We start from the raw sequence: 24130 nt of genomic DNA on the forward strand, positions 1-24130 counted from the left end.
AGCTAGACATAAGTCGCCTAGCTGTCAAGCATTAAGCTGAACCCGTCGTCAGGAGGTTCGATGTCCGGTCCCGGGGAAGTCCTCGATCTCATCAGAGAGCGCCGCGCCTTCACGCGCGGCGATGTGCTCGACGTCACCGGGATGTCGCGGATGACCGTCGCCACGCGCATCGACGCGCTTCTCGAGGCGGGACTCATCATCGAGTCGGGAACCGAGAAGGTCACCTCGGGTCGACCGTCACGGCGCCTCGAGTTCAACACCGCTCACGCGCACGTCATCGCCGCCAACGTCGACACCACGCACACCACCGTCGCCCTGACCGATCTCGCCGGACGCGTGACCGCCGAGGAGCGCATCGAGGTCGCCGTCGCCGACGGACCCGACGCGACCCTCAACGCGATCGCCGAGCACGCCGAGCGACTGCTGTCGCAGGCCGGCATCCGCCGCGAGGATGTGGCTGCGATCGCGCTCAGCATCCCCGGTCCCGTCGACCCCGACACCGAGCGCCCCTCGCAGCCGCCGATCATGCCCGGCTGGGACGCCTACCCGATCCCCGATCACCTGCACGACGCCCTCGGCGTCCCCGTGCTGGTCTCGAACGACGCCGACGCCGCCGCACTGGGTGAGCAGCGCGCAGCGCATCCCGATTCACGGTCCCTGTGCTTCATCAAGGTCTCGTCGGGCATCGGAACCGGCATCGTGCTGGGTGGCCGGGCATACCGCGGCACCGACGGAGGGGCGGGCGACATCGGCCATGTGAAGATCGCCGGGCACGACGACCTGCTGTGCCAGTGCGGAGCGCACGGATGTCTGGCGGCCGCGGCATCAGGCCGAGCAGTGGCCAGGGCGCTCACCCAGCTCGGCAAGCCCGCCTCGTCAGCCTCGGATGTCGGCACCTACCTCGCTGACGGCGACCCCGATGCCGCGCGACTCACTCAAGAGGCGGGTCGGGTGATCGGCGAGGTCGTCGCGACGGTCGTCTCGCTCCTCAACCCCTCGGAGGTGGTGCTCGGCGGGATGCTGGCATCGCCGCCGCTGCTGGCCGGAGTCCGCGAGACCCTCTATCCCCGATCCCTGCCCCGCGCGACCCGGCACCTGAGCATCAGCCAATCGACACTGGGCGAGAAGGCGACAGCCGTGGGGCTCGCGGCGATGGTGGTGGAGCGCGAGTACTCGGCATCCGCGGTGAACGCGGCGCTCGCTCGCAGCTGAGCACCGCCGGATACCATCGGAGTCATGACGAATTCCGGTCCGATCGACGATGTCTCCATCGGCGGCGAGATGATCCGCCTCGGCCAGTTCCTGAAGTACTCGGGACTGCTCGACTCGGGCGGTGACGCCAAGGAGGTCGTGATCGACGGATTCGTGAAGGTCAACGGCGAGGTCGATCGACGGCGCGGACGCCAGCTGCATGACGGCGATCTGGTCACCTTCGAGGGCCGTACCGTTCGCGTGCGCCCCTGATCACGCGGGCCGCTTCCGGTCACTCCCGCGTCGTGTAGCGGAGGAACATCACGCCGCTGTCGAAGCGCCGATCCTCGGCGAGCTCCAGGTCGACGTGCACCCCGTCGGGGAAGAACGGCTTGCCACCACCGACGATCGCCGGTCCGATGAAGAGACCGAACTCGTCGACCAGTCCCGCGCGTATCGCCTCGGCGGCGAGAGTGGGGCCGTCGACGGAGAAGTCGCTGTCGGACTCAGCCTTCCACCGCGCGATCACCTCCGGATCGAACGTGCGCTCGAGCCGCGTGCGCTCGCTCGACACCTCTGCGAGGGTCTTCGAGAAGACGACCTTCTGCGCGGCCTGCCACACCCGCGCGTAGTCGATGCCGACCTGCGGCTGATCGGGTTCGAGATGAGCGGTCTCCCAATAGACCATGGTCTCGTACATGCGCCGCCCGTAGAGGTAGGTGCCGACGTCTGCGAACTGCTTGTTGATGAAGTCGTGCAGGTCGTCGTCGAGCGCCCAGTCGAACCCGCCGTCCGGCCCGCTGACGTATCCGTCGAGCGACGTGATCATGGAGTAGATGAGTCGGGCCATGCGGCGAGGCTACTCCCGGCGTCCGCACGGGTCGACCCCTTCTCGGCGGCCTCTCTAGCGACCCTCGGCGTGAGACGCAAGGTGCTGGCCGACATTCCGACGTCGGCGCACGCTGGAGCCATACCCCCAGACCAGCGACCGAGAGGAACCCCCATGTCTCGCGACCAGTACACCTTCACCAACCCGGCCGAGCTCTACTCCGACATCGAACCCGAGAAGCAGCACATGCCGGAGCCCGGCCTCGATGCCGACCTCGGTCCGAAGGCCGACCTCGGTGAGGAGAGCTACCGCGGCACCGGCCGACTGACCGGGCGCAAGGCGCTCATCACCGGCGGCGACTCCGGCATCGGCGCGGCGACTGCGATCGCCTTCGCACGCGAGGGCGCGGACGTCGCGCTCTCGTACCTGCCCGAAGAGGAAGAGGATGCGGCACGCATCGCCGGCATCCTCCGGGACGCCGGCGCGACCGTGGCGCAGATCCCCGGTGATCTCCGTGACCCCGAGTACTGCCGCACGCTCGTCTCGGAGGCGGTCGGTGCGCTCGGCGGCCTCGACATCCTCGTCAACAACGGCGGCAAGCAGATCTACAAGGAGTCGCTGACCGACATCACCGACGAGCAGTTCGACGACACCTTCAAGACCAACGTCTACGCGATGTTCTGGATCACGAAGGCCGCGCTGCCGCACCTCCCGGCAGGCTCGACCATCATCAACACCACGTCGATCCAGGCCTACTCGCCGTCGGGAATCCTCGTCGACTACGCATCGACCAAGGCCACGATCAACGCGTTCACGAAGGGCCTCGCCGAGCAGCTCGCGCCGAAGGGCATCCGTGTGAACGCCGTGGCACCGGGACCGATCTGGACGCCGCTGCAGCCGAGCGACGGACAGCCGCAGGAGAAGCTCCCGGAGTTCGGGGAGGACACCCCGCTCGGCCGCATGGGCCAGCCCGCAGAACTCGCCCCCGCCTACGTCTTCCTCGCCTCCGCGGAGTCGAGCTACGTCGCCGGCGAGACGCTCAACGTCAACGGCGGCATGCCCACGCCGTGAGTCGCTGACCGCGGACGCCCCCTCCCGAGCTCGCTTCGGAGGGGGCGTTCGCGTGTGCGGCGGGGCCGGGGCGATGTCGGTGGAACCAGGCAGTATGTCGGTATGGCAGACGGATACGACCTCGACTTCCTTCCGACGCGAGTGCCCCTGCCCGGGCCGGCCCGCGATGCGACGGAGCTGACCTACCCCCACTTCAGCGTGCTGCTCGACCGCGAGCGCCGCCTGGCCGCCGTGACGGGCGTGAACATCGACGGGGCGCTGCTGCGCGAGCTGCCCCGCACCGGGGACTGGCAGCTCGACCCCCGAGTCGATGCAGCACTGCAGACCGGACCCGAGGTGTATGCGCGCAACGACCTCGATCGCGGCCACCTCGTGCGCCGACGCGACCCCGGCTGGGGTGATGTCGACGACGCTCGGGCGGCGACCGAGGCGACGTTCTTCTATCCGAACGCCGCCCCGCAGGCCGCCGGTTTCAATCAGTCCGCAGAGCTCTGGCTCGGTCTGGAAGACCACGTGCTCGAGTATGCCGAGACGACGGATCAGCGGATCTCGGTGTTCACGGCCCCTGTGCTGGGAGACGACGATCCGCCGTACCGCGGCATCCGCATCCCTCTTCTGTTCTGGAAGATCGCGGCGTGGCAGGGCCCCGACGGTCTGTCAGCGGCCGGGTTCGTGCTCGATCAGTCAGAGCTCGTCGAGTCACCGGACGGTCTCTCCGCGGTTCCGCCGCTCGGCGCATTCCGCACCTTCCAGGTTCCGATCACCGAGATCATCCGGGTGACGGGGCTGGATGTCGGCCCGCTGCTCGATGCCGATGTGCTCGACCGGCGCAGCGCCCGATCGACCGAGTGGCGGGCGCTCGCCTCGGCATCCGACATCACGCTCTAGCCGTCGCGGCGTCGGTTCCAGTGGGTGAGCTTGTCGGGGTTGCAGACGACCCAGATGCGCGAGAGCAGCCCTGATCTGCTCTCGACCGACACCGCCGCGACGACTGCGCCGTCTCGTTCCAGCACGAGTCCAGCGGAGCCGTTGATCGACGCGATCGAGACCGTGGGGCCGGTCGCCACCAGTGCCGCCAGCTCCGCGGATGCCGTGTGGGTCCCGTCGACGGCGGTCGACGACTGCGGCATGCGACCTCCGCTGTCGATGATCATCACCACGTCAGGGTGCAGCATCGAGCGGATGCCGGCGCGGTCGCCCGCGGCGAGCGCCAGCCGGAGTTCTTCCACAGCGATCGGTTCGGAGGCATCCCGAGGTCGCCGGCCCAGACGAGCCGGATGCCGCCCGCGAGTCATGTCGCGACCGCGGTGATGTGTCCGAGCTTCTGGGGACTCATCACCCAGAGCAACTGCTCGATCCCTTCGTCGGACGCCGTGACGGTGACCATCGTGGTGACTTCACCGTTCTCGACGAGCGTCGCGGCGGGCTGACCGTTGACCTCCACCCACCCGATCGACTTGCCCGTCCAGAAGTGGTGCGCGAAGGCAGCCACGAACTGCGCCACGCGGCCACGACCGATCACCGGGATCCGCGCCGCCAGCTTCACCCCGTTGCCGTCGGTGTAGCTGACGACGTCGGCGGCGAAGAGCTTCTCGAGCTCCCGGGCATCGCCCTTCCGCGCGGCGGCGAGGAAGGCCTCGAGCAGGTGACGTTGATGCGAGGGCTCGACGGTGATCTGCTTCGCCGAGGCCAGGTGCGCGCGAGCCCTGCTCACCAGCTGTCGAGCGCTCACCGCACTCGACGAGATGATCTCGGCGATGCGGGGATACGGATAGTCGAACGCCTCGCGGAGGATGTACGCCGCACGCTCGGTCGGGGTGAGCTTCTCGAGCGTCAGCAGGATCGCGAACTGCAGCGCCTCGGCGCGCTCGGCGCCGAGCGAGGGATCGTCGTCGGTGTTGACCGGTTCAGGCAGCCACGGCCCGATGTAGGTCTCCCGCTTCACGCGAGCCGACTGGAGAACGTTGATCGACAGACGCGTCGTGATGGTCGTGAGGAAAGCGGCGGGTTCCTGCACCTGGGTCCGGTCGGTGTTCTGCCAGCGGATCCAGGTCTCCTGCACGATGTCCTCGGCGTCGGCCACGGTGCCCAGCATCCGGTAGGCGATGCCGAACAGTCGGCGACGCTGGGCGGCGAACACCGAGACCGCGGTGCCGAGGTCTCGGATCGACCCGCTGTGCTCGTCACGTGTCTCGGTCACGTCTTCACTCTGCACCAGAGGTCGCCGCATGCGCACTCCCCTTTCCGCGCCGTCGGCGCTCCCACTCACAGTTCTGACCGGAGAGCGACGCGATCTGTGACGAATCCTGGCGATTCCGTCACAGCCTGGTCTCCCGGCCGGTCAACCAGGTACATGCGGGCTCGTCCGCATCACTCGATCGGAGGAGCGACATGAGGATCACAGTCATCGGCGGCACGGGGTTGATCGGCACCCGCGTCACGCGCATCCTGAAGGGCGCGGGACACGACGTCGTCGTCGCGTCCCGCGCCACGGGGGTGAACTCATTCACCGGCGAGGGGCTCGACGACGCTCTCGCCGGCGCATCCGCGGTGGTCGATGTGTCGAACTCGTCGTACACCGACGAGGCCGGTGCGCAGGAGTTCTTCTCCACCTCGACGATGAACCTGCTCGCCTACGGCGAAGCCGCGGGCGTCTCCCATCACGTCGCCCTGTCGGTCGTGGGCACCGACCGCCTCGCACGCGCGCAGGGCGGATACTTCATCGCCAAGCATCAGCAGGAACGCCTCATCGCGGCATCCGGTCGCCCGTACACCCTCGTGCATGCGACGCAGTTCTTCGAGTTCATCCGCAGCATCACCGACCACGCCCTGCGCGAGGGAGCCGCGCACATCGCCGATGTGCTCGTGCAGCCGATGGCGGCCGACGACGTCGCGAACGCGGTCGCAACGGCAGCGCTCGGAGAACCCCGTGTCGGGATGATCGAGTTCGGCGGCCCCGAGGTGTTCAGCCTGACGGAACTCGCGGCACTCGACCTGCGGGCGAGACAGGACGATCGGGAGGTCGTCCCGGATCCGCTCGGAACGTACTTCGGCGCGCATCTCGCCGCCCGCGACCTGCTGCCGGAGATGACCGCGACGATCGCTCCGACGAGGTATCACGACTGGAGGGTGAAGACGCCCGCCAGCATCTGAGAACCCGAGGCGTCACATCTTCGGGCACTCAGCGGTCATACCTGGCAGACGCCACCCGGGCGTCGTCACTGAAGAAAGGTTTGGACATGGCAGAGATCGTCGTCATCGGAGGCACCGGCCTCATCGGCTCGAAGGTCGTCGCGAAGCTGACGGAGCACGGCCACGACGCCGTCGCCGCATCGCCGAACACCGGCGTGAACTCGCTCACCGGCGAGGGCCTCGCGGAGGTTCTCGTCGGAGCCCACACCGTGGTCGACGTGTCGAACTCCCCCTCGTTCGCCCCCGACGATGTGCTGGAGTTCTTCACCACGTCGACTCGCAACCTGCTCGCCGCTGAGGCCGCGGCCGGTGTCACCCACCACGTCGCTCTCACGATCGTCGGCACGAACCGCCCGCAGAACATCCCCTACTTCGCGGCGAAGGTCGCGCAGGAGACGCTGATCCGTGACTCCGGGATCCGATACTCCCTCGTGCACGCCACGCAGTTCTTCGAGTTCGTGGGAAGCATCGCCGACATCTCGACCGACGGCGACACAGTGACGCTGCCCGGGGCGCTGATCCAGCCGATCGCCGCCGAGGATGTCGCCACGGCAGTGGCCCGTGCTGCGGCCGGTGAGCCGACCGGGGACATCGAGATCGCAGGCCCGGAGGCCTTCGGCATGGACGAGTTCGCGCGCCGCGCCCTGGCCTTCCGCGGCGATCCTCGCACGGTCGTGCGTGATGACGCTGCGCCGTACTACGGTGCGCAGATCGAGGAGCGCACCCTCATCCCGGTCGACGGGGCGCACATCTTCGAGACGACTCTCGAAGAGTGGCTGCCGCTGAACCCGCCTCGCGAGTAGCGGCGGCATACCGGTCGACAATAGGTCTTGCGCGGCGCTTCGGCCGGTGTCACGCTTGCGTCACAGCTCTGTCGCGCTGTAACGCGACAGCTGGGGTGCCGCTCATCGGCGGCATCGGATGGGGCGCCCTTTCTGCTACCTCCCCCGTGGTGGGGGCGTCCCGTCCTCCCCCGACCTGCGAGGGAGCGCGACTCAGTTGAAGTCGCCGCCCGGTGCCATGTCGTGGAAGCGCGAGTAGTGGCCCTGGAAGGCCACGGTGATCGTCGCGGTCGGGCCGTTACGGTGCTTGGCGACGATCAGGTCGGCCTCGCCCGGACGCACGTCCTTGTCGTAGACCGAGTCGCGATGCAGCAGGATCACCATGTCGGCGTCCTGCTCGATCGAGCCGGACTCACGCAGGTCGCTGATCGCGGGCTTCTTGTCGGTGCGCTGCTCGGGACCACGGTTCAGTTGCGACAGAGCGATGACCGGAACCTGCAGCTCCTTGGCGATGAGCTTGAGGCTTCGCGAGAACTCCGAGACCTCCTGCTGACGCGACTCGACGCGCTTGCCTGACGTCATCAGCTGCAGGTAGTCGATGATGACCATCCGCAGACCCTCACGCTGCTTGAGTCGACGGCACTTCGCCCGGATCTCGACCAGCGTCATGTTCGGGCTGTCGTCGATGTAGAGCGGAGCGTCGTTGATGCGTCCGCGGGTCGCGGCGACCGTGGTCCAGTCCCGCGGGTCGAGGTTTCCCTTTCGCATGTTCTGCAGAGGGATCTGCCCCTCGGCACTGAGCAGACGCATGGCGATCTCGCTCTTGCCCATCTCGAGCGAGAAGAAGACCGAGGGGAGGTTGTGGCCGATGGAGGCAGCGCGGGCGAAGTCGAGCGCGAGCGTCGACTTACCCATGGCGGGACGAGCGGCGACGACGATCATCTGCCCGCCGTGCAGGCCGTTGGTGAGCTCGTCGAGCTCCTTGAAGCCGGTCGGGACACCCGTCATCGACCCGTCGCGACCGCTGGCGGCCTCGATCTCCTCGAGCGCGGCGTCGACCGCGATCTGCAGCGGCACGTAGTCCTCTGCGGTCTCGGAGCCGGTGATCGAGTAGATCTCGGCCTGGGCGTTGTTGACGAGGTCGGTCGCGTCGCCCTGTCCGTCGTAGCCGAGCTGCACGATACGCGTTCCCGCATCGACCAGACGACGCAGGATCGCCCGCTCCGACACGATGCCGGCGTAGTAGCCGGCGTTGGCGGCGGTGGGGACGATCGAGGTGAGCGTGTGCAGATAGTCGGCACCGCCGGCCCGGCTCAGCTCTCCCGTCTTGATGAGCTCGTCCGTGACGGCGACGACGTCGGTCGGCTCGCCGTGCGAGTAGAGCGACAGGATCGCCTCGAAGATCAGCTCGTGCTTGGGGATGTAGAAGTCGGCACCCTTGAGCGTCTCGATGACGTCGGCGACAGCATCCTTCGAGAGGAGCATTCCACCCAGGGCGCTCTGTTCGGCGAGAGTGTCGTGGGGAGGCGTTCGCTCCTGTGGACGCTTGCCTCCGAGGCGCTCCTCTGAGATGTCGGCGATCGACACGCTGCTCCCTTCGATGCGACGGTTCTTCCGGTGTGCTCGGTGCCGACTGCGTCGGTCACGCGATGCGAATCAGCTCGAGAAGGGCCGTCCGCACAGCAAACCAGGCACTTCCGACATCGGGTCGCTGGACCACGCTACGAGCGGGGGTTTTCGGTCGCAACACGGCCTGTGGATAACTATGTGGAAAGCGTGCGAACAAGTCCGGAGAGTCTGTGCAGAACGCATGTGGATAAGTCGGTGGAGTACCTCGAAACACAAGTTTCTTTTTACGTCTGATCTGGTGTTTGTAGTTTCCCCACCCTGTGGATGAGATCGTGGTTCAACCGGGCATTGAAGGTTCATCGAATCCGGGATGGGATGTGTAGAACCTGGGGAAAGTCAAGCCGAGATTCCACCGGGCGCGTCACAGTGCGCAACCCTCCGAAATGTGCGCGATATGTCATCGTTTCCGAGCGGAACCCTCTAGACACGGCGATATACCGGGAGTATCGTCACCCGCTATCGACGTACTGTGCGTCGAGGACGAACGATCGCTCTCGGGGGAGGGAAGTCGACGTGAACGCTCAGGCAACCCGCCGCGGCCTACCTGCCGTCGCTCTCTGGGGTGGCGTGGGCGCGATCGCGTGGGCCGCGATCACGATCCTCACGGGCGGTTCGTCCGCGAGCGCGGACGACGGATCGAACGACTCGCTGCTCGACGGCGTCTCCTCGATCGTGAGCGAGACCGTCTCATCGGTCGAAGACACCGTGACGTCGGTGACCTCGCCGATCGTCGCGCCGGTCGAGCCCGTCGTGACCGAGGTCGTCCAGCCGGTAGTCACCCAGGTCGTCCAGCCGGTCGTGACCGAGGTGGTCGAGCCCGTCGTCACTCACGTCGTCGAGCCCGTGCAGCAGGTGGCACCTCCGGTCGTCGAACACGTCGCCGAGACGATCGCTCAGGTGCCCGTCGTCGGCCCTGCAGCGTCGCCGATCATCGACGCCGCCACCGACACCGCCGGGGCCGTCATCACTCCCGTGACCGATCTGCTCGACGGATCCCCGGTCGCCGAGATCGTGGCCCCGGTGCAGGATCTGATCGCCGAGTTGCCGATCGTCGGAGATCTGGTCGACGATCTCGGAGTGCCGCCGGTGATCGACGATGTCGTCGGCGTCATCGACGCGACCACCCCGACTGTCGGCACGGTGGTCGAGAACACTCTCCCGCCGGTGCTCGAGGCCATCACCCCCGCACGCCCCGGATCCTCCGGATCGGACCCCGACCCCGGTCCGATCGGAACAGCGCCGCTCGGAACGGTTTCCCCCCTGGCCGATGAGCCGACACGCGGTCACTTCTCCACGTCCGCGGTGCGCCAGCCGGTGATTCCGTCGGCCGGGTCCGACCTCCCGCCTACGGTGTCCGTCGCGGCATCCGAGGTGAACGAGCCGGCAGCCGACGTCGAGGAGTCCCCCTCTGCACCGCCCGCCGGAGCCCCCTCCGCGCCTACTTCCTCCGCCGGTTCGAGCGGAGCATCCTCATTCACCCCCGCGCGCCTCAGCGATGCGGGAGTTTCTGCGTTCCGCACTGTGGAGCGCACTTCCGGTGCATCCGACGACGTCCTTCCGACGTCTCTGGTCGCCGACACCGACGTCTCTCCTGACTGACGGGTTGTCCGGTCGTTCCTCGTGAACGACAGATGCCGTGCTGCGCGCGCACATGCTCTTCGCGTGCACCCATCCAGACACACCCACTTCCAGTCAGGAGAAGGTCATCATGCGTACATACATCAAGCGGGCCCTGTGGGGCACGCTTCTCGCCGGCGGGATCACCCTGCTCGGCGCAACAGCCGCCAACGCGGCAGACACCTCAGGAGAAGACGGGCTGCTCTCGGGCACCCAAGCGGATGCGGCGATCTCGGTGCCCGTGACGGTCGTCGGCAACGCGGTCTCACTGCTCGGAGACACCTCCGCCCAGCAGACCTCGGCGCCCGCTTCGTCTCCGGCTCCCGCTCCCGCACCGGCCGCCACCACCACGAGTGGCGATTCCGGCACCGCATCGGGCACTCAGGCCGTCGTGGACGTCGTCGTGCCTGTCACGGTGACCGACAACGCGATCACCGTGCTCGGAGACTCGTCGAGCGACACGGCGGCCGCTCCGGCTGAGGCTCCCCAGGACCCCGCTGCCGCTCCCGCTCCCGCGATCACGACGAACGGCGCCGACGGCGTCCTCTCGGGTACCCAGGCCCTGCTGGACGTCGACGTTCCGGTCACCGTCTCAGGTAACGCGATCACCGTGCTCGGCGACAGCGAGGCAACGGGCCAGGATGCTGCAGCCCCGGCATCCTCGGACGGCGGCGGCGCGGGATCGACTGAGCCGACCACGTCGGGCGACGACGGGGTCGCAAGCGGCACCCAGGTCGTCGCACCCATCACCGCACCGATCGACGTCACCGGTAACGCCATCGCCATCCTCGGAGACAGTGAATCCACCGGCGGCACCACCACCGGCACCCCGTCCGGAGGCAGCAGCACCGGAGCGGAGACGTCCGGAGACGACGGGGTCGCAGGCGGCACCCAGGTCACCGCACCCATCACCGCACCGATCGACGTCACCGGCAACGCCATCGCCGTCCTCGGAGACAGCGAATCCACCGGCGGCACCAGCACCGGCACCCCGTCCGGAGGCAGCAGCACCGGAGCGGAGACGTCCGGAGACGACGGGGTCGCAAGCGGCACCCAGGTCACCGCACCCGTCACCGCACCGATCGACGTCACCGGCAACGCCATCGCCGTCCTCGGAGACAGCGAATCCACCGGCGGTACCAGCACCGGCACCCCGTCCGGAGGCAGCAGCACCGGAGCGGAGACGTCCGGAGACGACGGAATCGCAAGCGGCACCCAGGTCACCGCGCCCGTCACCGCACCGATCGACGTCACCGGCAACGCCATCTCCATCCTCGGAGACAGCGAATCCACCGGCGGCACCAGCACCGGCACCCCGTCCGGAGGCAGCAGCACCGGAGCGGAGACGTCCGGAGACGACGGAATCGCGAGCGGCAGCCAGGTCGTCGCACCCGTCACCGCACCGATCGACGTCACCGGCAACGCCATCTCCGTCCTCGGAGACAGCGAATCCACCGGCGGTACCAGCAGCACGGGCACCGCAGGAACCCCGACCACCGGCAGCACCACCGCCGGAGACGACGGAATCCTCGGCGGCACCCAGGTCACCGCACCCATCACCGCACCGATCACGATCGGTGGCAACGCCATCTCCGTGGTCGGCGAGAGCACGGTGACGCCGCCGACGACGGACCCGGGCACTGATCCCGGAACGGACCCGGGAACCGACCCCGGAACGAACCCCGGCACCGACCCCGGCACGAACCCCGGCACCGACCCCGGCACGAACCCCGGCACCGACCCGGGAACGGACCCGGGCACCGACCCCGGAACGAACCCCGGAGTCGACCCCGGAACCACCCCCGGAATCGGCATGAATCCCGGAACGGTGACAGCCGTCGGCACGGGCGCCACAGCAGCCGCTGCCGCGAGCGGCACAGCTGCGACGGCATCCGAGCCCATCGAGGGACTGGCCGCCACAGGTGGTTCGTCCTCGATCGCCTTCGTGTCGCTCGCCACTCTCCTGCTCCTTCTCGGAGCGGGGATGCTGCGCCGCCGCCGTGTGACGGCGTAGCCGCAGACCCCGGCGGTGTCGACGTCCTCGGGGGAGGAGATGCGACACCGTCGGTGTGCGGGTCCCGCGACGCCCCGCGCAGGTTCCCCAGACCTGCCCGCGTCGGCGATGCCGCACAGTTCACGGATGCCCCGCGTCCCCAGCGCGGGGCATCCGTCGTGCCCCGCCACTCCCCCGAGCGAGTGCGCCCCGACAGCCCCGCACACGCAGAACGCCCCCTGTCCCGAAGGACAGGGGGCGTTCGAGAGCGTCGCGCCTTACTTGGCGGCGACGACCTGCAGCGTGATGACTGCGGTCACGTCGTCGTGCAGACGAACCGTGGCCTCGTGCTCACCGGTCGTCTTGATCGCCGACGGGATGTGCACCTTGCGCTTGTCGATCGAGCCGAGACCCGCGGCTGCGACAGCATCCGCGATGTGATCGGTCTTGACCGAACCGAAGAGACGACCCTCGTTGCCGGCCTTGACGGCCAGGCGCACCTTGGTGTTCTCGAGGGAGTTCTTCAGTGCCACGGCCTCGTCGCGGTCGTGGATCGCGCGAGCCTGACGAGCAGCCTGGATCGAAGCGACCTGCTTTTCGCCACCGCGGGTCCACGCCGTAGCGAAGCCCTGGGGGATGAGGTAGTTGCGGGCGAACCCGTTCTTGACCTCGACCACGTCACCGGCGCTACCAAGCCCGGCGACCTCGTTCGTGAGAATCAGCTTTGCCATCTCGTTACCCCTTACCGGCCGGCGCCAGCGTAGGGCAGGAGTGCCATTTCGCGTGCGTTCTTGATCGCGGTGGCGATCAGACGCTGCTCCTGCACCGAAACACCGGTGATACGACGGGCACGGATCTTGCCGCGCTCCGAGACGAACTTACGGAGGGTGGAGACATCCTTGTAATCGATGACTCCGACCCGGATCGACTTCGCGGGAGCGGTGGGCTTGCCACCCTTCCGCGGCTTGCGGCGGTCGCCGCTCGACTTTCCAGCCATTGTTTTTCCTTAATTATGAGTCGGATGCCGAAGCATCCGGAGATCCTGTTTCAGAAGGGGGTGTCGTCACCGAAGCTGCCCGGAGTGCTCCAGGCATCTGCGCTGGTCGACGAGCCGGGCGTAGACCACGGCTCTTCCGACACCTGCTGCTGCTGTGCGGGACGGGACTGTCCGCCACCGCCGCCGCCACCGGTCGACGCCGCACGGGTGACCTGCGCGGTCGCGTACCGAAGCGAGGGGCCGATCTCGTCGACCTCCAGCTCGATCGCGGTGCGCTGGTTGCCCTCGCGGTCCTGGTAGGAGCGCTGACGCAGACGGCCCTGCGCCATGACGCGCATGCCCTTGGTCAGCGAACCCGCCACGTGCTCGGCGAACTCGCGCCAGACCGACGCGCGGAGGAACAGCGCTTCGCCGTCCTTCCACTCGTTGGCGGCGCGGTCGAAGTTCCGAGGCGTCGAAGCGATGGTGAAGTTCGCCACCGGCAGTCCGTTCTGCGTGTAGCGCAGCTCGGGGTCGGCCGTGAGGTTGCCCACCACGGTGATGACTGTTTCGCCGGCCATCGGACTCAGGCCTTCGCAGCCTTGGCGGCCTTGCGGGCAGCCTTCTCTTCAGAGCGCTTGGCCTCCGAAGCGACCATCGCCTGAGCTTCCTCAGAGCGAAGGACCTTCGTGCGCATGATCTGCTCGTTCAGCTTCAGCTGACGGTCGAGCTCCTGCGTGGCCTCGCTGGTGGCGGTGAAGTTGACGACGGCGTAGATGCCCTCGTTCTTCTTCTGGATCTCGTAAGCCAGACGGCGCTTGCCCCAGATGTCGACCTTGTCAATCGAGCCACCATCGTTGGTGATGACCTTCAGGAACTTGTCGAGCGTAGGGGCGACCTGGCGCTCGTCGATCTCGGGGGTCAGAATGACCATGAGTTCGTACTGGTGCGTCACTTACCCACCTCCTTCGGACTAGAACGGCTTCCGGGACTTTCCCGGAAGCAGGAGGGTGTGTGCACGTCATCCGCCGAGCCACCCGAGTGGGTGCCTGATGGCAGACAACCTTGACAGTGTAGCGGAGAAACCTTCGGAGTGCCCCCACGCGCATCACCTCGCACTTGGCATGCTGGAATGCGTGCGTGCTGACTCTCGGTGCGCACACGACCGAAGGGGGAACGCCATGCGCGTCAACAAGTGGGGGGTCGGCATCGTCCTGGCCGCCACCGTACTGCTCACCGGGTGCACCGCGGGTGCCGAAGAGCCCGCCGATTCGGAGCCGACGTCGGCCGCCGAGGAGACGCCTGCTACCGACGGTGCCGCATCCGATTCCGACTGCCCCGAGCTGTCGGAGGGTGCGACGGTCGACGGAGCCGAGCTCGGCGCCTGCATCACCGAGGCGATGACCGACACCGCCGGCTATGCCGCCAAGACGTCGATCCTGGGCATGGACACCACCGCCCGGTTCAACCCCGAGACGGATGCCGTCGAGACGATCACGCCCATGGGCTCGCTCATCCTGATCGGCGACGACGCATGGGTGAAGACGCCGACGACCGAGTGGCAGGTCGCCGACCCGAACTCGAGTGACCCGATCGTCGCTGCTCTCAGCAGCGGTGCCGCCACGGCCGCGGGCACCGACCCGGCCACCGCCGCCGGCGCCCTCACCGGCGAGTTCACCGTCACCGGGACCGGCACGCGCCTGGGTCAGGACGTGTACCTCGTGAGCGGCACGTCCGAGGCGCAGGGCGTCGCCGTCGACGTCGTCTTCGAGGTCACCGAGGACTACGTCGTGCTGGCCACGAGCGGCAGCACCGAGGCCGCGGGCCAGATGATCGAGACCTCTCTCGAGATCACCGAGTGGGACGTCGAGCAGGACATCGTCGCCCCGCTCTGAACCACGAGCGGATGCTGCGGGCCGGGGCTGACGCCTCGGCCCGCAGTGCGTTCCGGGTCGATTCCCGTCCGGCGCTGGGGTCGGGCGATTCGGAGGAGATCTGCGATCGGGAGGAGCATCCGGCTCGGAGCATCCTCCCGTCCGCGGATCTCCTCCCGAACGACCGAGCCGACAGCGCGGCTCAGTCGAGGACGGGGGCGATCTCCGACCAGACAGTCCGCTCGTTCGTCGAGGGGGCGACCGGGATGCGGCCCGCACCGTCGGGCTCGGGGATCGCAGCGAGCAGGGCCTGCGTGTACGGATGCTGCGGTGCAGACCACACACGGTCGGTGGCCCCGGCTTCGAGCACCCGCCCGGCGAACATCACGAAGGTGCGGTCCGCGATGCGGCGGACCACGGCGAGGTCGTGCGAGATGAACAGCATCCCCGCGCCGGATTCCGCGACGAGGTCTCGCATGAGCCCCGCGACGCTGGTCTGGGTCGATGCGTCCAGGGCCGAGATCGGCTCGTCGGCGACGAGCAGCGACGGCCGCGCGGCGAGCGCTCGCGCGATCGCGAGTCGCTGCTTCTGCCCGCCCGAGAACTGGTGCGGGAATCGCGTCGCGACTTCGGTCGGCAGGCCGACGCGGTCGAGCCACTCGGCGACCGTCGACCCTTCGGCACCCCGAGCCCGAGCCGTGGCGATGCCGTCGGCGATCTGATCGCCCACGCGGCGACGAGGGTTCAGCGAGGTCGACGGATCCTGGAACACCATCTGGATGCCGGTGAGCGCCAGGTCGCGTCGACGGATGCCGAGCGGCTTCACGGGAGCGTCACGGAAGCGCACCTCTCCCCCGGCGAGCTTCTCGATGCCGACGACCGCGCGGGCGAGGCTCGACTTGCCGCTGCCGGATTCGCCCACGAGCGCGACGGTCTCTCCGGGGGCGACGGTCAACGAGACGCCGTCGACGGCGACCACCGGAGGACTCCCGGGGTAGCGCACGACGACGCCCTGCGCGTCGAGGACGGCGACTTCACTCATCTCGGGCCTTCTCTTCGGCATCCTGCACTGCCGACTCCGGCAGCACCGGATCGAGCAGCGCGGGATCCGCGTCGGCGGTCGCGATCTTCGACCCCGGTAGCGCCGCGAGCAGCGTGCGAGTGTATTCGTGCTGCGGGTCGCGGAACAGCGTCTCGCGGTCGGCCCGCTCGACGATCTGCCCGTTCTTCATCACGGCGACCTCGTCGGCGATCGCGCTCATGACGCCCAGGTCGTGGGTGACGAGCAGCACCGCGAGGTTGCGCTCGGTCGCGAGGTCGCGCAGCAGCCGCAGGATGCCGGCCTGCACCGTGACGTCGAGTGCGGTGGTCGGCTCATCGGCCAGCAGCACCTCGGGGTCGCACGCGAGGGCGCACGCGATCGCGATGCGCTGGCGCTGTCCGCCGGAGAACTGGTGCGGATAGCGCTTCAGCGCAGCATCCGGGTTCGGCACCTGCACGGTCTCGAGCAGTTCGATGGCCCGAGCCTTCGCCGCCTCGCCTCGCAGTCCGAGGTGCACGCGCATGTGATCCGTGAGCTGGCGGCCGATCGGCAGCTGCGGGTGCAGCGACGCCGAGGGGTCCTGGAAGATCATCGCGATGCGCCTGCCGCGGATGCGGTTGAGCGCCCGCCGGCGCATGCCCACCAGCTCCTCCCCCGCGAGCGTGATCGATCCGCCCGTGCGTGCCTGCCGGGGCAGGAGTCCGAGGACGGCCAACGAGGTGAGCGTCTTGCCGGATCCTGACTCGCCGGCGAGACCGTGGATGCGTCCGGCCTCGAGGTCGAGAGAGATGCCGTGCACGAGAGGACGACCGATGTCGATCGTCAGGTCGCGGATGCTCAGAGCACTCGTGGGGGCCGAAGCGCTCATGCTGCCGCTCCCTTCGCGGAGGCCACATGCTCGGCCTGCTTCTCGTGGGTGACCTCGGCCGTCGGGTCGAGGATGTCGCGCATCGCATCACCCAGGAAGTTGAATGCCAGCACCACCGTGAGGATCGCGAGTCCCGGGAAGACCCCGAGCCACCACGCGTCGAAGTTCTGCATGGCCGCCGAGATCATGGAGCCCCATTCGGCGGTCGGCGGCTGCGCGCCGAGACCGAGGAACGAGAGTCCGGACAGCAGCAGGATCGCGGCGCCGATGTCGAGCGTCGCGAGCACCAGCACGGGGCCGGCGATGTTCGGGAGGATGTCGATGAACAGCGTCCGCAGCGGCGAGTGGCCGAGCAGGCGGCCCGCGATCACGTAGTTCTGGCCGCGGAGGCCCAGCACGATGCTGCGGGTGACTCGCGAGTACTGCGGCCACGAGACGACGATCGCCGCGATCACCGCGTTGAACAGCGACGGGCCGAGGGATGCCGCCACCACCATCGCGAGGATGACGGTCGGGAACGCCATGAACAGGTCGGTGATGCGCATCAGCGTCTCGTCGACCCAGCCGCCGAAGTACCCGGCGACGGCGCCGACCACGGTGCCGATGATCATCGCGGCGATCACGAGCATGAGCGCGAGCGGCAGGCTCACCGTCGCACCCGTCATCAGACGCGAGAAGATGTCGCGGCCGTTGCCGTCGGTGCCGAGCAGAGTGTCGATGCCCGGCGCCTGCAGTCGTGGCAGCACCTGAGCGTTGGGGCCGTACGGCACCCACCACTGCGCGGTGAAGGCGACGATGATCCAGGCGCCCGCGATCACGGTGCCGATCACGCCGAGGGGCGTGCGCCAGGCGCGCGGCCAGCGGAAGCGGAACCGCCAGGGGCCGGATGCCGAGTCGATGCGGCTCATGCGATCCTCACTCTCGGGTCGAGGACGCCGTAGAGCAGGTCGACGACGAAGTTGATGAGGAGGTAGATGAACCCCACGACCAGGCCGACTCCCATGATGCCGGGCAGGTCGAGGTTGGCCGCCGAGTTGTAGGCGTAGGTGCCCAGGCCCGGCCAGGCGAACACCGACTCGACGAGCACGGTGCCCGAGAGCAGGGATCCGAAGGCGACGCCGACGACCGTGAGGATCGGGAGGGATGCCCCGCGCAGGACGTAGTCGAGGATCACGCGCATCGCCGGAAGGCCCTTGGCCCGGGCAGCACGCACGTAGTCGCTGCCCAGCACCTCGAGCACGGAGGTGCGGATGAAGCGGGTGAGCAGGCCGATCGTCACGAGCGACAGCACCATCACCGGCAGCGCCAGGTGGGCGAGCGCGTCGGCGAATCCGACACCGTCTCCGTTGAGGAGGTAGTCGACCGTGTAGAGCCCGGTGATGCGGGGCGGCGGCGTGATCGACGGCGAGATGCGACCCGAGCCGGGGGCGATGCGCAGCTCGAGGAAGAACACGTAGAAGCTGACCAGCGCGAGCCAGAACGTCGGCACGCTCAGACCGATCAGCGTCACGATGCGGATCACCTGATCGGTGACGAGTCCGCGCCGGTAGGCGGCGAGGGTGCCGAGCACGACGCTGACCGCGAGGCTGAGGATGATGGCGCCGATCGCGATCTCGATCGTCGCCGGCACCGCGGTGGCCAGGTCGCTGGTGACCGGTCGCCCGGTCACCAGCGATGTGCCGAGGTCTCCGCGAAGGAGATTCCCCATGTAGATGAAGTACTGCACGAACAGCGGCTGATCGAGGCCCTGGGCCTTGATGAACGCCTCGCGCGTCTCGGGATTCTGCGATGCTCCCTCACCCAGTGCCGCCGACACGGGGTCGCCGGGCACGAGGTTCGTCAGTGCGAAGGTCACGATCGTGACCCCCACGAGAAGGAGCAGCGAAGTGCCGATCCGGCGAAGCAGGTATCCGACGAGCGGCGACCTGCGACGCTGTGCTTGCCGTCGCACGGCCACCGTCGTCATGAGTCAGCTCCGATCAGCCGGCAGGCGTGATCTCGGCGATGTCCATCTCCCACACCGAGTTGTACACGGCGCCGGTGACGGCATCCGCCGTGGCGATGTTGCGACCGGGGACGATCAGCGGAACGAAGGGACCCTCGGTCTGCATCGCCTCGGCGAAGGAGGTGAAGGCCTCGCTGCGCTGGGCCTCATCGGTAGCGGCGGCAGCACCGGCTGCGATGCCTGCGATCTCGGGGTTCGCCTCAGCCGCCCAGCCGGCACGCAGGCCGACCTTCAGACCGGGAGCGAACGGAAGGAAGTTCGCCGAGTCGGCGTAGTCGGGGCCCCAGAACCACAGGCCGAAGCCCTCGGTGCCGTTGACGTACGCGTCGAGCTCGGTGGCGAAGGGGGCAGGCGCGAGTTCGACGGCGATGCCGGCATCCTCGAGCTGAGCCTGGACGCGCTCGGCGAGCGGGGTGAACTCCACACCGCCGACCGGGTAGTCGTTCGGGAACTGCAGCTTCAGGGTCTGACCCGTGTAGCCGGCCTCGGCCAGAGCAGCCTTCGACTTGTCGAGGTCCTGCTCCACACCGCTGTCGAGGGCGCCCTCGAATCCGGGCGGGATCACTCCGGTCGCCTGCACGGCGCCGGCACCCGCGAGCTCGAGCAGCGCGTCGTAGTCGAGCGCGTAGCGGATCGCCTCGGCGATCTTGACGTTCGCGAGCTCGCCCGCGACGGCCTCGGACTGGTTGAGCAGCAGGAAGATCGTCTGGCCCGACGGCACCGACTCGACGTTCAGTCCGTCGCCGAGGCCTGAGACCTGGTCGCCGTTGAGGTCCATCGCGACCATCGAGTCGCCGCCCTTGAGGTTCGCGAGCTGCGTCGCGCTCTCCGAGACGTTGCGCACGACGACACGGGCGTACTCAGACTCTTCGTCGCCGTTGTACTCGTCGCTCTTGGTCAGCACGACCTGCGACGAGAGGTCGAGGGTGTCGAGCACGAACGGTCCAGAGCCGGCGGAGGTTCCGTCGAGGAACTCCTGTGCGCTGTCGGTGCCGTCGGTGGTTCCGCCGTTCTCGATCACGACGTCGGAGTTGACGATGCCGAGCGCCGGGTTCGCGAGGATCGCGGGCAGCTGCAGCAGCGGTGTCTCGGAGGTGATCGAGATCGTCTTCTCGTCGACCTCGGTGATGGTCAGACCGCCCAGGAGGAAGTTCGGCTTGGCATCGGTCATGCCCTGGATGCGCTGCAGGGTGAAGACGACGTCCTTCGCCTCGATCGGCGAGCCGTCGGAGAAGACGCGGTCCCCCTCGAGCGTGAACGTGAACTCGGTCGCCTCGTCGTTCTGCTCCCACGATGCGAGGCCGGGGACGGGGGTCGAGACGTCGGAGCCCTCGAAGTCGACGAGCGTCTCGTAGAGCGCCTTGGCGATCATGTTGCCGGTCGGGTCGTAGGTGTGACCCGGGTCGGCGGTCTCGATCGAGAACGCGGTGTCGATGACGAGCGAGTCGGAACCGGAGGATTCTCCGCCGTTGTTCGCCGAGTTGCCACCGGAGCAACCAGCGAGGGCGAAGAGAGCGACGGCTCCGATCGCGATGACGGACGTGCTGCGACGTGACGACATATGGGCCTCCAGGGGCGAGGAGTTTCATCGGGTTCGGTCGACGCCGGGTGGACGACCGGTGATCAGATTCGCATTGTATGGGACTATGTGTCCAGCAAGAATGCAGACGTCATCACAGTCTGTCCAAGACCCCGCCCGTGAGGAGCATTGTGTCCACCAAGAGCGACGAAGCCACGAGGCAATCTGGACGAAGTGCCGCCCCACTGGACGACATCGGATACAGAATCCTCGAGACGCTGCGTGATAACGGTCGTATCTCGATCGCCGCACTGGCCGAGACCGTCGGGATCTCGCGGGCCAACGCCTACACCCGCGTCGAGACGCTCATGCAGGACGGAGTGATCACGGGATTCAGCGCCCGCGTCGACCAGTCGAAGGCCGGGCTGTCGATCGGTGCGCTGGTCTTCGTCACCGTGCACCCGCAGGCCTGGGCGTCGTTCCGCGAGAGCGTGCTCGAGATGCCCGATGTCGAGTGGTGCGCCATCACCACCGGCGAGCACGACGCCATGCTGCTGATCCGTGCGGTCGACGTGAGCGGCGTGCACGAGTTCACGACGGGTGTCATCGCGCAGCTGCCCGAGGTGCGCACGGTCGTCAGCGTGGTCGTGCTCGACGAGGTCATCCGCCGGTCGTTCCTGCTGCCGAGCGACCTGCCCGAGCGCGACCTGGCCACGCCGCTGGGCATGACGCGGTGGACGCCGGCGACGCCGGGCCGCGACATGCTCCCGCCACGCTGACCCGCGGCGGAACGAGCCGTCAGGCGGCTGCGGGCTCTTCGCAGACGCTGAGCTGCGGCAGTCCGTGCATCTCGTAGTGCTCGACGAGGCGGATGCGACCGTCATCCGTGAGCTCGAGCCGGCTCTCCCCGTCTCCGGTCACGACGGTGCCGTCGGAGACGAGCACGTGCACGAACGAGACCCAGATGGTGTCGCCGGTGCGGGTGCCGACGAAGCGCCCGAAGGTGACGGTGTCACCGGAGTAGTCGCCCCAGATCGCCCCGTCCTTCTCCCAGTACACGAACTCGCTGGGCGATTCGGGATCCACGGCCGAGGTGGTCGACGAGACCATCAGGAACCGGCGGCCGTCGAGGGAGGGGATGGTTGCAGTCGTGCTCACCCTCCGATTATGGAGGGGGTGGCGGCGACTCTCACCTCGCCTCGTGAACCGTCTGTGCCGGCCGCCGGACGGGCGCGCGGAGCGAGACGAATTCCGCAGAGAGGCTCCCCGGCGCGCCCTTTCGTCTGACCACACGATCGGGGTCGAGGTGCCGCATCGCCGCGGAGACCTCGGGAGACGGGAAGGGCCCGGGTACCGTGGGTCGCATGCACTGGATGCCTGACACCTCTGCCGGAGACTGGCTGCGCGAGCGTCTCGACGACCCCTGGAACTCGACGATGCACGCCGTGGTGCCGCACGGCTTCCCCGCGTATGCGCGCATCCTGCACCCCGCGATCGTGCGTTCGCTCCCCGACCGACCGGTGCCGACCTACGACGACTACGACCGGATGCCGGAGGCCGAGCGACAGTCGCTCCTCGATCGGTTCATCGATGAACCGGCGACATGGGCGCAGACGGCCGCCGCCTTCGGCACGACGCTGCATCCTCTCGCTCAATGGCAGCGGATCGTGCGCACTCCGCCGGAGACCGACTGGAACGCGCGGATCTCCCCCGACGGGCGCGAGTTCACCGCGCCGATGGACGGCGTCGTCTCACCCGAGATGCTCGCGACCGTCGTGGGTCATCTCGTCGCGCATACCGCGACGCCGGATGCCGGATTCGCCGCGCTCTGGGAGGGCACGGGCGGGCTGCTGGGTCACCTCGGACACGGCCCCTCGCGCACCTTCCTCACGTTCGACGACGACCCGAACCACCGGGCGATGCTCGACCGCAGCATCCGCGATCCGCTCAACAACGCGTTCCGCAAGCCGACGTGGCAGGAGGGCATCCTGTCGCGCGAGGTCTCGGAGGGTCCGCGGCTGCAGCTGCGGGACCGCGATCACGTGCTGTTCCGTGGTGCGCCGAGCACGTTCGCGCGTCGGGACTGGGTGCTCGACGTGCCGTGGCGGGATCGCGAGTCCGAGGAGCACGGGTTCGCGCCGGCCGCGCAGAGCCCCAGCATCCTGTGGCCCGACGATCACGCCTGGGTGCTCGTCACCGAGGTCGACTACGACTCGACGATCATCGCGGGGTCCGCCGAGCTGATCGCCGACCTCATCGCCGACGACCTCCTCGAGGTCTTCGCCATCCCCGAGAACGCCGAACTCACGTGGGACTCCGACGAGGTGAACCGATGACGGCACCGCAGCCGGCCGCATCGTTCGACGCCCGCCCGCTCACCGATCCCGTCGACGCCCGGGCCGTCAGCACCTTCAACGCCGAGCTGCGCTCGCGGGGCAAGATGGGCGGCTCGGCCACGACGATCGTCGCCTTGGTGATCTTCGGCATCGCGTTCCTCGCGGCCATGACGGTCGTCGGCGCGACGATGGTCTCGCTGCTCACCGACGCAGGGTCGTCGTCGTTCGCCGGCATAGGGATCCTCGTCGCCGCGGTCGTCGGGATCACGATCGCCACCGTCGGCTGGCGCCGATCCCGCATCGCGCGGTACCGCCTCGACGCATTCGCCCGGGCGAACGGCATGACGTACGAGGCCAGGGTCGCCGATCCTGCCCTTCCGGGCATGCTGTTCGGCCTCGGACGCTCCCGAGAAGCCACCGATCTCGTGCGAGGCGCGAAGCCTCGCTTCGTCGAGTTCGGCAACTACCGATACACGACCGGGTCGGGGAAGAACTCGACCACCCACCGCTGGGGCTACGTCGCCGTCAAGCTCGATGTGCCTCTGCCGAACATCGTGCTCGACGCCAAGGGCAACAACGGCTTCGGGTCGAATCTGCCCGCGTCGTTCCAGCGCGAGCAGCGCCTCTCGCTGGAGGGCGACTTCGATCAGTACTTCACGCTGTACTGCCCCGAGGGGTACGAGCGTGACGCGCTGTATCTGTTCACGCCCGACATCATGGCCAGGTTCATCGACAATGCCGCCGAGCTCGATGTCGAGATCGTCGACGACTGGATGTTCCTCTATACACAGCGCAAGGCGTCGACCCTCGACCCTGCGACCTGGGCGTGGCTGTTCGGAGCCGTCGGCGCCTTGATGACGAAGCTCGATCAGTGGGAGCGCTGGCGCGATCAGCGTCTGCGGCTCGAGAGTGCGGCTCCGGCATCTCCGTCGCCCGCCCTCGCACCGGTGGGCGCATCCGCGAGTCTGCCCTTCGCTCCGCCGGCCGGTCTTCTCGCTCCCCCGCCAGGAGTCGCGCGTGAGGGACGCCGGCTGAAGCGCAGCTTCCAGTGGGTGCCGATCGTGTTCCTCGTCGGCTTCGCACTGATCTGGTTCTGGTTCAGGTCGTTCTGAGGGAACCCCCGAGGGTGGGTTGTGGGGGTGGGTGCTGACTGGGGATCAGCGCTCCCACCCCATCCCCCCTCGGGATCAGAAGAAGATCTGACTC

26 protein-coding genes are annotated in these 24130 nt (G+C 68.1%); 12 read left to right on the top strand and 14 right to left on the bottom strand.

Annotated features, from left to right (window positions below; translation table 11 throughout):
• The first annotated feature begins 60 nt into the window (after positions 1 to 60).
• Both ACIPV5_RS01880 and ACIPV5_RS01885 read left to right on the top strand, forming a co-directional pair.
• The gene (locus tag ACIPV5_RS01880) at positions 61 to 1212 is read left to right on the top strand and encodes an ROK family protein (RefSeq protein ID WP_053098194.1); all 1152 of its coding nucleotides are present in this window, start codon (positions 61 to 63) and stop codon (positions 1210 to 1212) included.
• A 24-nt stretch (positions 1213 to 1236) separates the two neighbouring features.
• Positions 1237 to 1464, top strand: coding sequence for an RNA-binding S4 domain-containing protein (locus tag ACIPV5_RS01885; RefSeq protein WP_053098195.1), 228 nt, complete (start codon positions 1237 to 1239; stop codon positions 1462 to 1464).
• A 19-nt stretch (positions 1465 to 1483) separates the two neighbouring features.
• On the opposite strand, the gene ACIPV5_RS01890 is transcribed toward ACIPV5_RS01885, so the two are convergent.
• Complete coding sequence (locus ACIPV5_RS01890) at positions 1484 to 2041, bottom strand: dihydrofolate reductase family protein (RefSeq protein ID WP_400339296.1); 558 nt, start codon at positions 2039 to 2041, stop codon at positions 1484 to 1486.
• A 153-nt stretch (positions 2042 to 2194) separates the two neighbouring features.
• Between ACIPV5_RS01890 and ACIPV5_RS01895 the strand changes: the two genes are divergently transcribed.
• Together ACIPV5_RS01895 and ACIPV5_RS01900 are read left to right on the top strand one after the other, a co-directional pair.
• Positions 2195 to 3091 (top strand): SDR family oxidoreductase, encoded by an 897-nt coding sequence (locus tag ACIPV5_RS01895; RefSeq protein ID WP_053098197.1) that lies wholly within the window; start codon positions 2195 to 2197, stop codon positions 3089 to 3091.
• A 102-nt stretch (positions 3092 to 3193) separates the two neighbouring features.
• Positions 3194 to 3979 (top strand): DNA/RNA non-specific endonuclease, encoded by a 786-nt coding sequence (locus ACIPV5_RS01900; RefSeq protein ID WP_400339298.1) that lies wholly within the window; start codon positions 3194 to 3196, stop codon positions 3977 to 3979.
• Here ACIPV5_RS01900 and ACIPV5_RS01905 read toward each other — a convergent pair.
• Both ACIPV5_RS01905 and ACIPV5_RS01910 read right to left on the bottom strand, forming a co-directional pair.
• Positions 3976 to 4320: a hypothetical protein gene (locus ACIPV5_RS01905; RefSeq protein WP_056275539.1), complete on the bottom strand. Its 345-nt coding sequence runs from the start codon at positions 4318 to 4320 to the stop codon at positions 3976 to 3978. The two genes, ACIPV5_RS01900 and ACIPV5_RS01905, sit on opposite strands and share 4 nt — an antisense overlap.
• A 62-nt stretch (positions 4321 to 4382) precedes the next feature.
• A complete protein-coding gene (locus ACIPV5_RS01910) occupies positions 4383 to 5291 on the bottom strand; it encodes an RNA polymerase sigma-70 factor (protein WP_400339301.1) in 909 nt (302 codons plus the stop codon).
• Positions 5292 to 5482: 191 nt separating this feature from the next.
• On the opposite strand from ACIPV5_RS01910, the gene ACIPV5_RS01915 reads away from it, so the two are divergent.
• Positions 5483 to 6244 (top strand): SDR family oxidoreductase, encoded by a 762-nt coding sequence (locus tag ACIPV5_RS01915; RefSeq protein ID WP_230101273.1) that lies wholly within the window; start codon positions 5483 to 5485, stop codon positions 6242 to 6244.
• Positions 6245 to 6330: 86 nt separating this feature from the next.
• Positions 6331 to 7086: an SDR family oxidoreductase gene (locus ACIPV5_RS01920; protein ID WP_053098200.1), complete on the top strand. Its 756-nt coding sequence runs from the start codon at positions 6331 to 6333 to the stop codon at positions 7084 to 7086.
• A 192-nt stretch (positions 7087 to 7278) separates the two neighbouring features.
• Here ACIPV5_RS01920 and dnaB read toward each other — a convergent pair whose 3' ends face one another.
• Entirely contained in the window at positions 7279 to 8652 is a 1374-nt protein-coding gene (dnaB, locus tag ACIPV5_RS01925; protein WP_053098201.1) for a replicative DNA helicase, read from the bottom strand.
• A 555-nt stretch (positions 8653 to 9207) separates the two neighbouring features.
• Between dnaB and ACIPV5_RS01930 the strand changes: the two genes are divergently transcribed.
• On the top strand, positions 9208 to 10293 hold the full coding sequence (locus ACIPV5_RS01930) for a hypothetical protein (RefSeq protein ID WP_400339302.1): 1086 nt from the start codon (positions 9208 to 9210) through the stop codon (positions 10291 to 10293).
• A 109-nt stretch (positions 10294 to 10402) separates the two neighbouring features.
• A complete protein-coding gene (locus tag ACIPV5_RS01935) occupies positions 10403 to 12325 on the top strand; it encodes a beta strand repeat-containing protein (RefSeq protein WP_400339305.1) in 1923 nt (640 codons plus the stop codon).
• A gap of 257 nt (positions 12326 to 12582) precedes the next feature.
• Here the strand turns inward: ACIPV5_RS01935 and rplI are convergent, their stop codons facing one another.
• The 4 genes from rplI to rpsF are packed head-to-tail and all read right to left on the bottom strand — an operon-like array spanning position 12583 to position 14235.
• A complete protein-coding gene (gene rplI / locus ACIPV5_RS01940; protein WP_053098203.1) occupies positions 12583 to 13035 on the bottom strand; it encodes a 50S ribosomal protein L9 in 453 nt (150 codons plus the stop codon).
• Positions 13036 to 13046: 11 nt separating this feature from the next.
• Positions 13047 to 13301: a 30S ribosomal protein S18 gene (rpsR, locus tag ACIPV5_RS01945; RefSeq protein ID WP_042541518.1), complete on the bottom strand. Its 255-nt coding sequence runs from the start codon at positions 13299 to 13301 to the stop codon at positions 13047 to 13049.
• A gap of 50 nt (positions 13302 to 13351) precedes the next feature.
• Positions 13352 to 13861 (bottom strand): single-stranded DNA-binding protein, encoded by a 510-nt coding sequence (locus tag ACIPV5_RS01950; protein ID WP_053098204.1) that lies wholly within the window; start codon positions 13859 to 13861, stop codon positions 13352 to 13354.
• A gap of 5 nt (positions 13862 to 13866) precedes the next feature.
• Positions 13867 to 14235 (bottom strand): 30S ribosomal protein S6, encoded by a 369-nt coding sequence (gene rpsF / locus ACIPV5_RS01955; RefSeq protein ID WP_029264265.1) that lies wholly within the window; start codon positions 14233 to 14235, stop codon positions 13867 to 13869.
• 226 nt (positions 14236 to 14461) lie between these two features.
• Between rpsF and ACIPV5_RS01960 the strand changes: the two genes are divergently transcribed.
• Positions 14462 to 15175, top strand: a complete 714-nt coding sequence (locus ACIPV5_RS01960; protein WP_230101270.1) for a hypothetical protein — start codon at positions 14462 to 14464, stop codon at positions 15173 to 15175.
• A gap of 181 nt (positions 15176 to 15356) precedes the next feature.
• Here the strand turns inward: ACIPV5_RS01960 and ACIPV5_RS01965 are convergent, their stop codons facing one another.
• From ACIPV5_RS01965 to ACIPV5_RS01985, 5 genes are read right to left on the bottom strand one after another with little or no spacing between them, the layout of a single operon-like run.
• Positions 15357 to 16196: an ABC transporter ATP-binding protein gene (locus tag ACIPV5_RS01965; protein ID WP_053098206.1), complete on the bottom strand. Its 840-nt coding sequence runs from the start codon at positions 16194 to 16196 to the stop codon at positions 15357 to 15359.
• The gene (locus ACIPV5_RS01970; protein WP_400339311.1) at positions 16189 to 17064 is read right to left on the bottom strand and encodes an ABC transporter ATP-binding protein; all 876 of its coding nucleotides are present in this window, start codon (positions 17062 to 17064) and stop codon (positions 16189 to 16191) included. Before ACIPV5_RS01970 ends, ACIPV5_RS01965 begins: the two co-directional genes overlap by 8 nt.
• Positions 17061 to 17972, bottom strand: a complete 912-nt coding sequence (locus tag ACIPV5_RS01975; protein ID WP_053098207.1) for an ABC transporter permease — start codon at positions 17970 to 17972, stop codon at positions 17061 to 17063. The genes ACIPV5_RS01970 and ACIPV5_RS01975 overlap by 4 nt, the downstream gene beginning before the upstream one ends.
• Positions 17969 to 19030 carry an ABC transporter permease gene (locus tag ACIPV5_RS01980; protein WP_053098208.1) on the bottom strand — a complete coding sequence of 354 codons (1062 nt, stop codon included), beginning with the start codon at positions 19028 to 19030 and terminating at the stop codon, positions 17969 to 17971. The genes ACIPV5_RS01975 and ACIPV5_RS01980 overlap by 4 nt, the downstream gene beginning before the upstream one ends.
• Positions 19031 to 19043: 13 nt before the next feature.
• Positions 19044 to 20630 (bottom strand): ABC transporter substrate-binding protein, encoded by a 1587-nt coding sequence (locus ACIPV5_RS01985; protein ID WP_056275560.1) that lies wholly within the window; start codon positions 20628 to 20630, stop codon positions 19044 to 19046.
• Positions 20631 to 20779: 149 nt separating this feature from the next.
• Here ACIPV5_RS01985 and ACIPV5_RS01990 point away from each other — a divergent pair, with 149 nt between their 5' ends.
• Positions 20780 to 21367 (top strand): Lrp/AsnC family transcriptional regulator, encoded by a 588-nt coding sequence (locus tag ACIPV5_RS01990; protein WP_230101269.1) that lies wholly within the window; start codon positions 20780 to 20782, stop codon positions 21365 to 21367.
• A gap of 19 nt (positions 21368 to 21386) precedes the next feature.
• On the opposite strand, the gene ACIPV5_RS01995 is transcribed toward ACIPV5_RS01990, so the two are convergent.
• Positions 21387 to 21746: a hypothetical protein gene (locus ACIPV5_RS01995; RefSeq protein ID WP_230101268.1), complete on the bottom strand. Its 360-nt coding sequence runs from the start codon at positions 21744 to 21746 to the stop codon at positions 21387 to 21389.
• 215 nt (positions 21747 to 21961) lie between these two features.
• Between ACIPV5_RS01995 and ACIPV5_RS02000 the strand changes: the two genes are divergently transcribed.
• Both ACIPV5_RS02000 and ACIPV5_RS02005 read left to right on the top strand, forming a co-directional pair.
• Positions 21962 to 22924 carry a hypothetical protein gene (locus tag ACIPV5_RS02000; RefSeq protein WP_400339317.1) on the top strand — a complete coding sequence of 321 codons (963 nt, stop codon included), beginning with the start codon at positions 21962 to 21964 and terminating at the stop codon, positions 22922 to 22924.
• Positions 22921 to 24036 carry a hypothetical protein gene (locus tag ACIPV5_RS02005; protein WP_400339319.1) on the top strand — a complete coding sequence of 372 codons (1116 nt, stop codon included), beginning with the start codon at positions 22921 to 22923 and terminating at the stop codon, positions 24034 to 24036. The genes ACIPV5_RS02000 and ACIPV5_RS02005 overlap by 4 nt, the downstream gene beginning before the upstream one ends.
• Positions 24037 to 24130: the final 94 nt, after the last annotated feature.

Source organism: Microbacterium sp. NPDC090014 (genome assembly GCF_044748285.1).
Classification (GTDB): Bacteria; Actinomycetota; Actinomycetes; order Actinomycetales; family Microbacteriaceae; genus Microbacterium.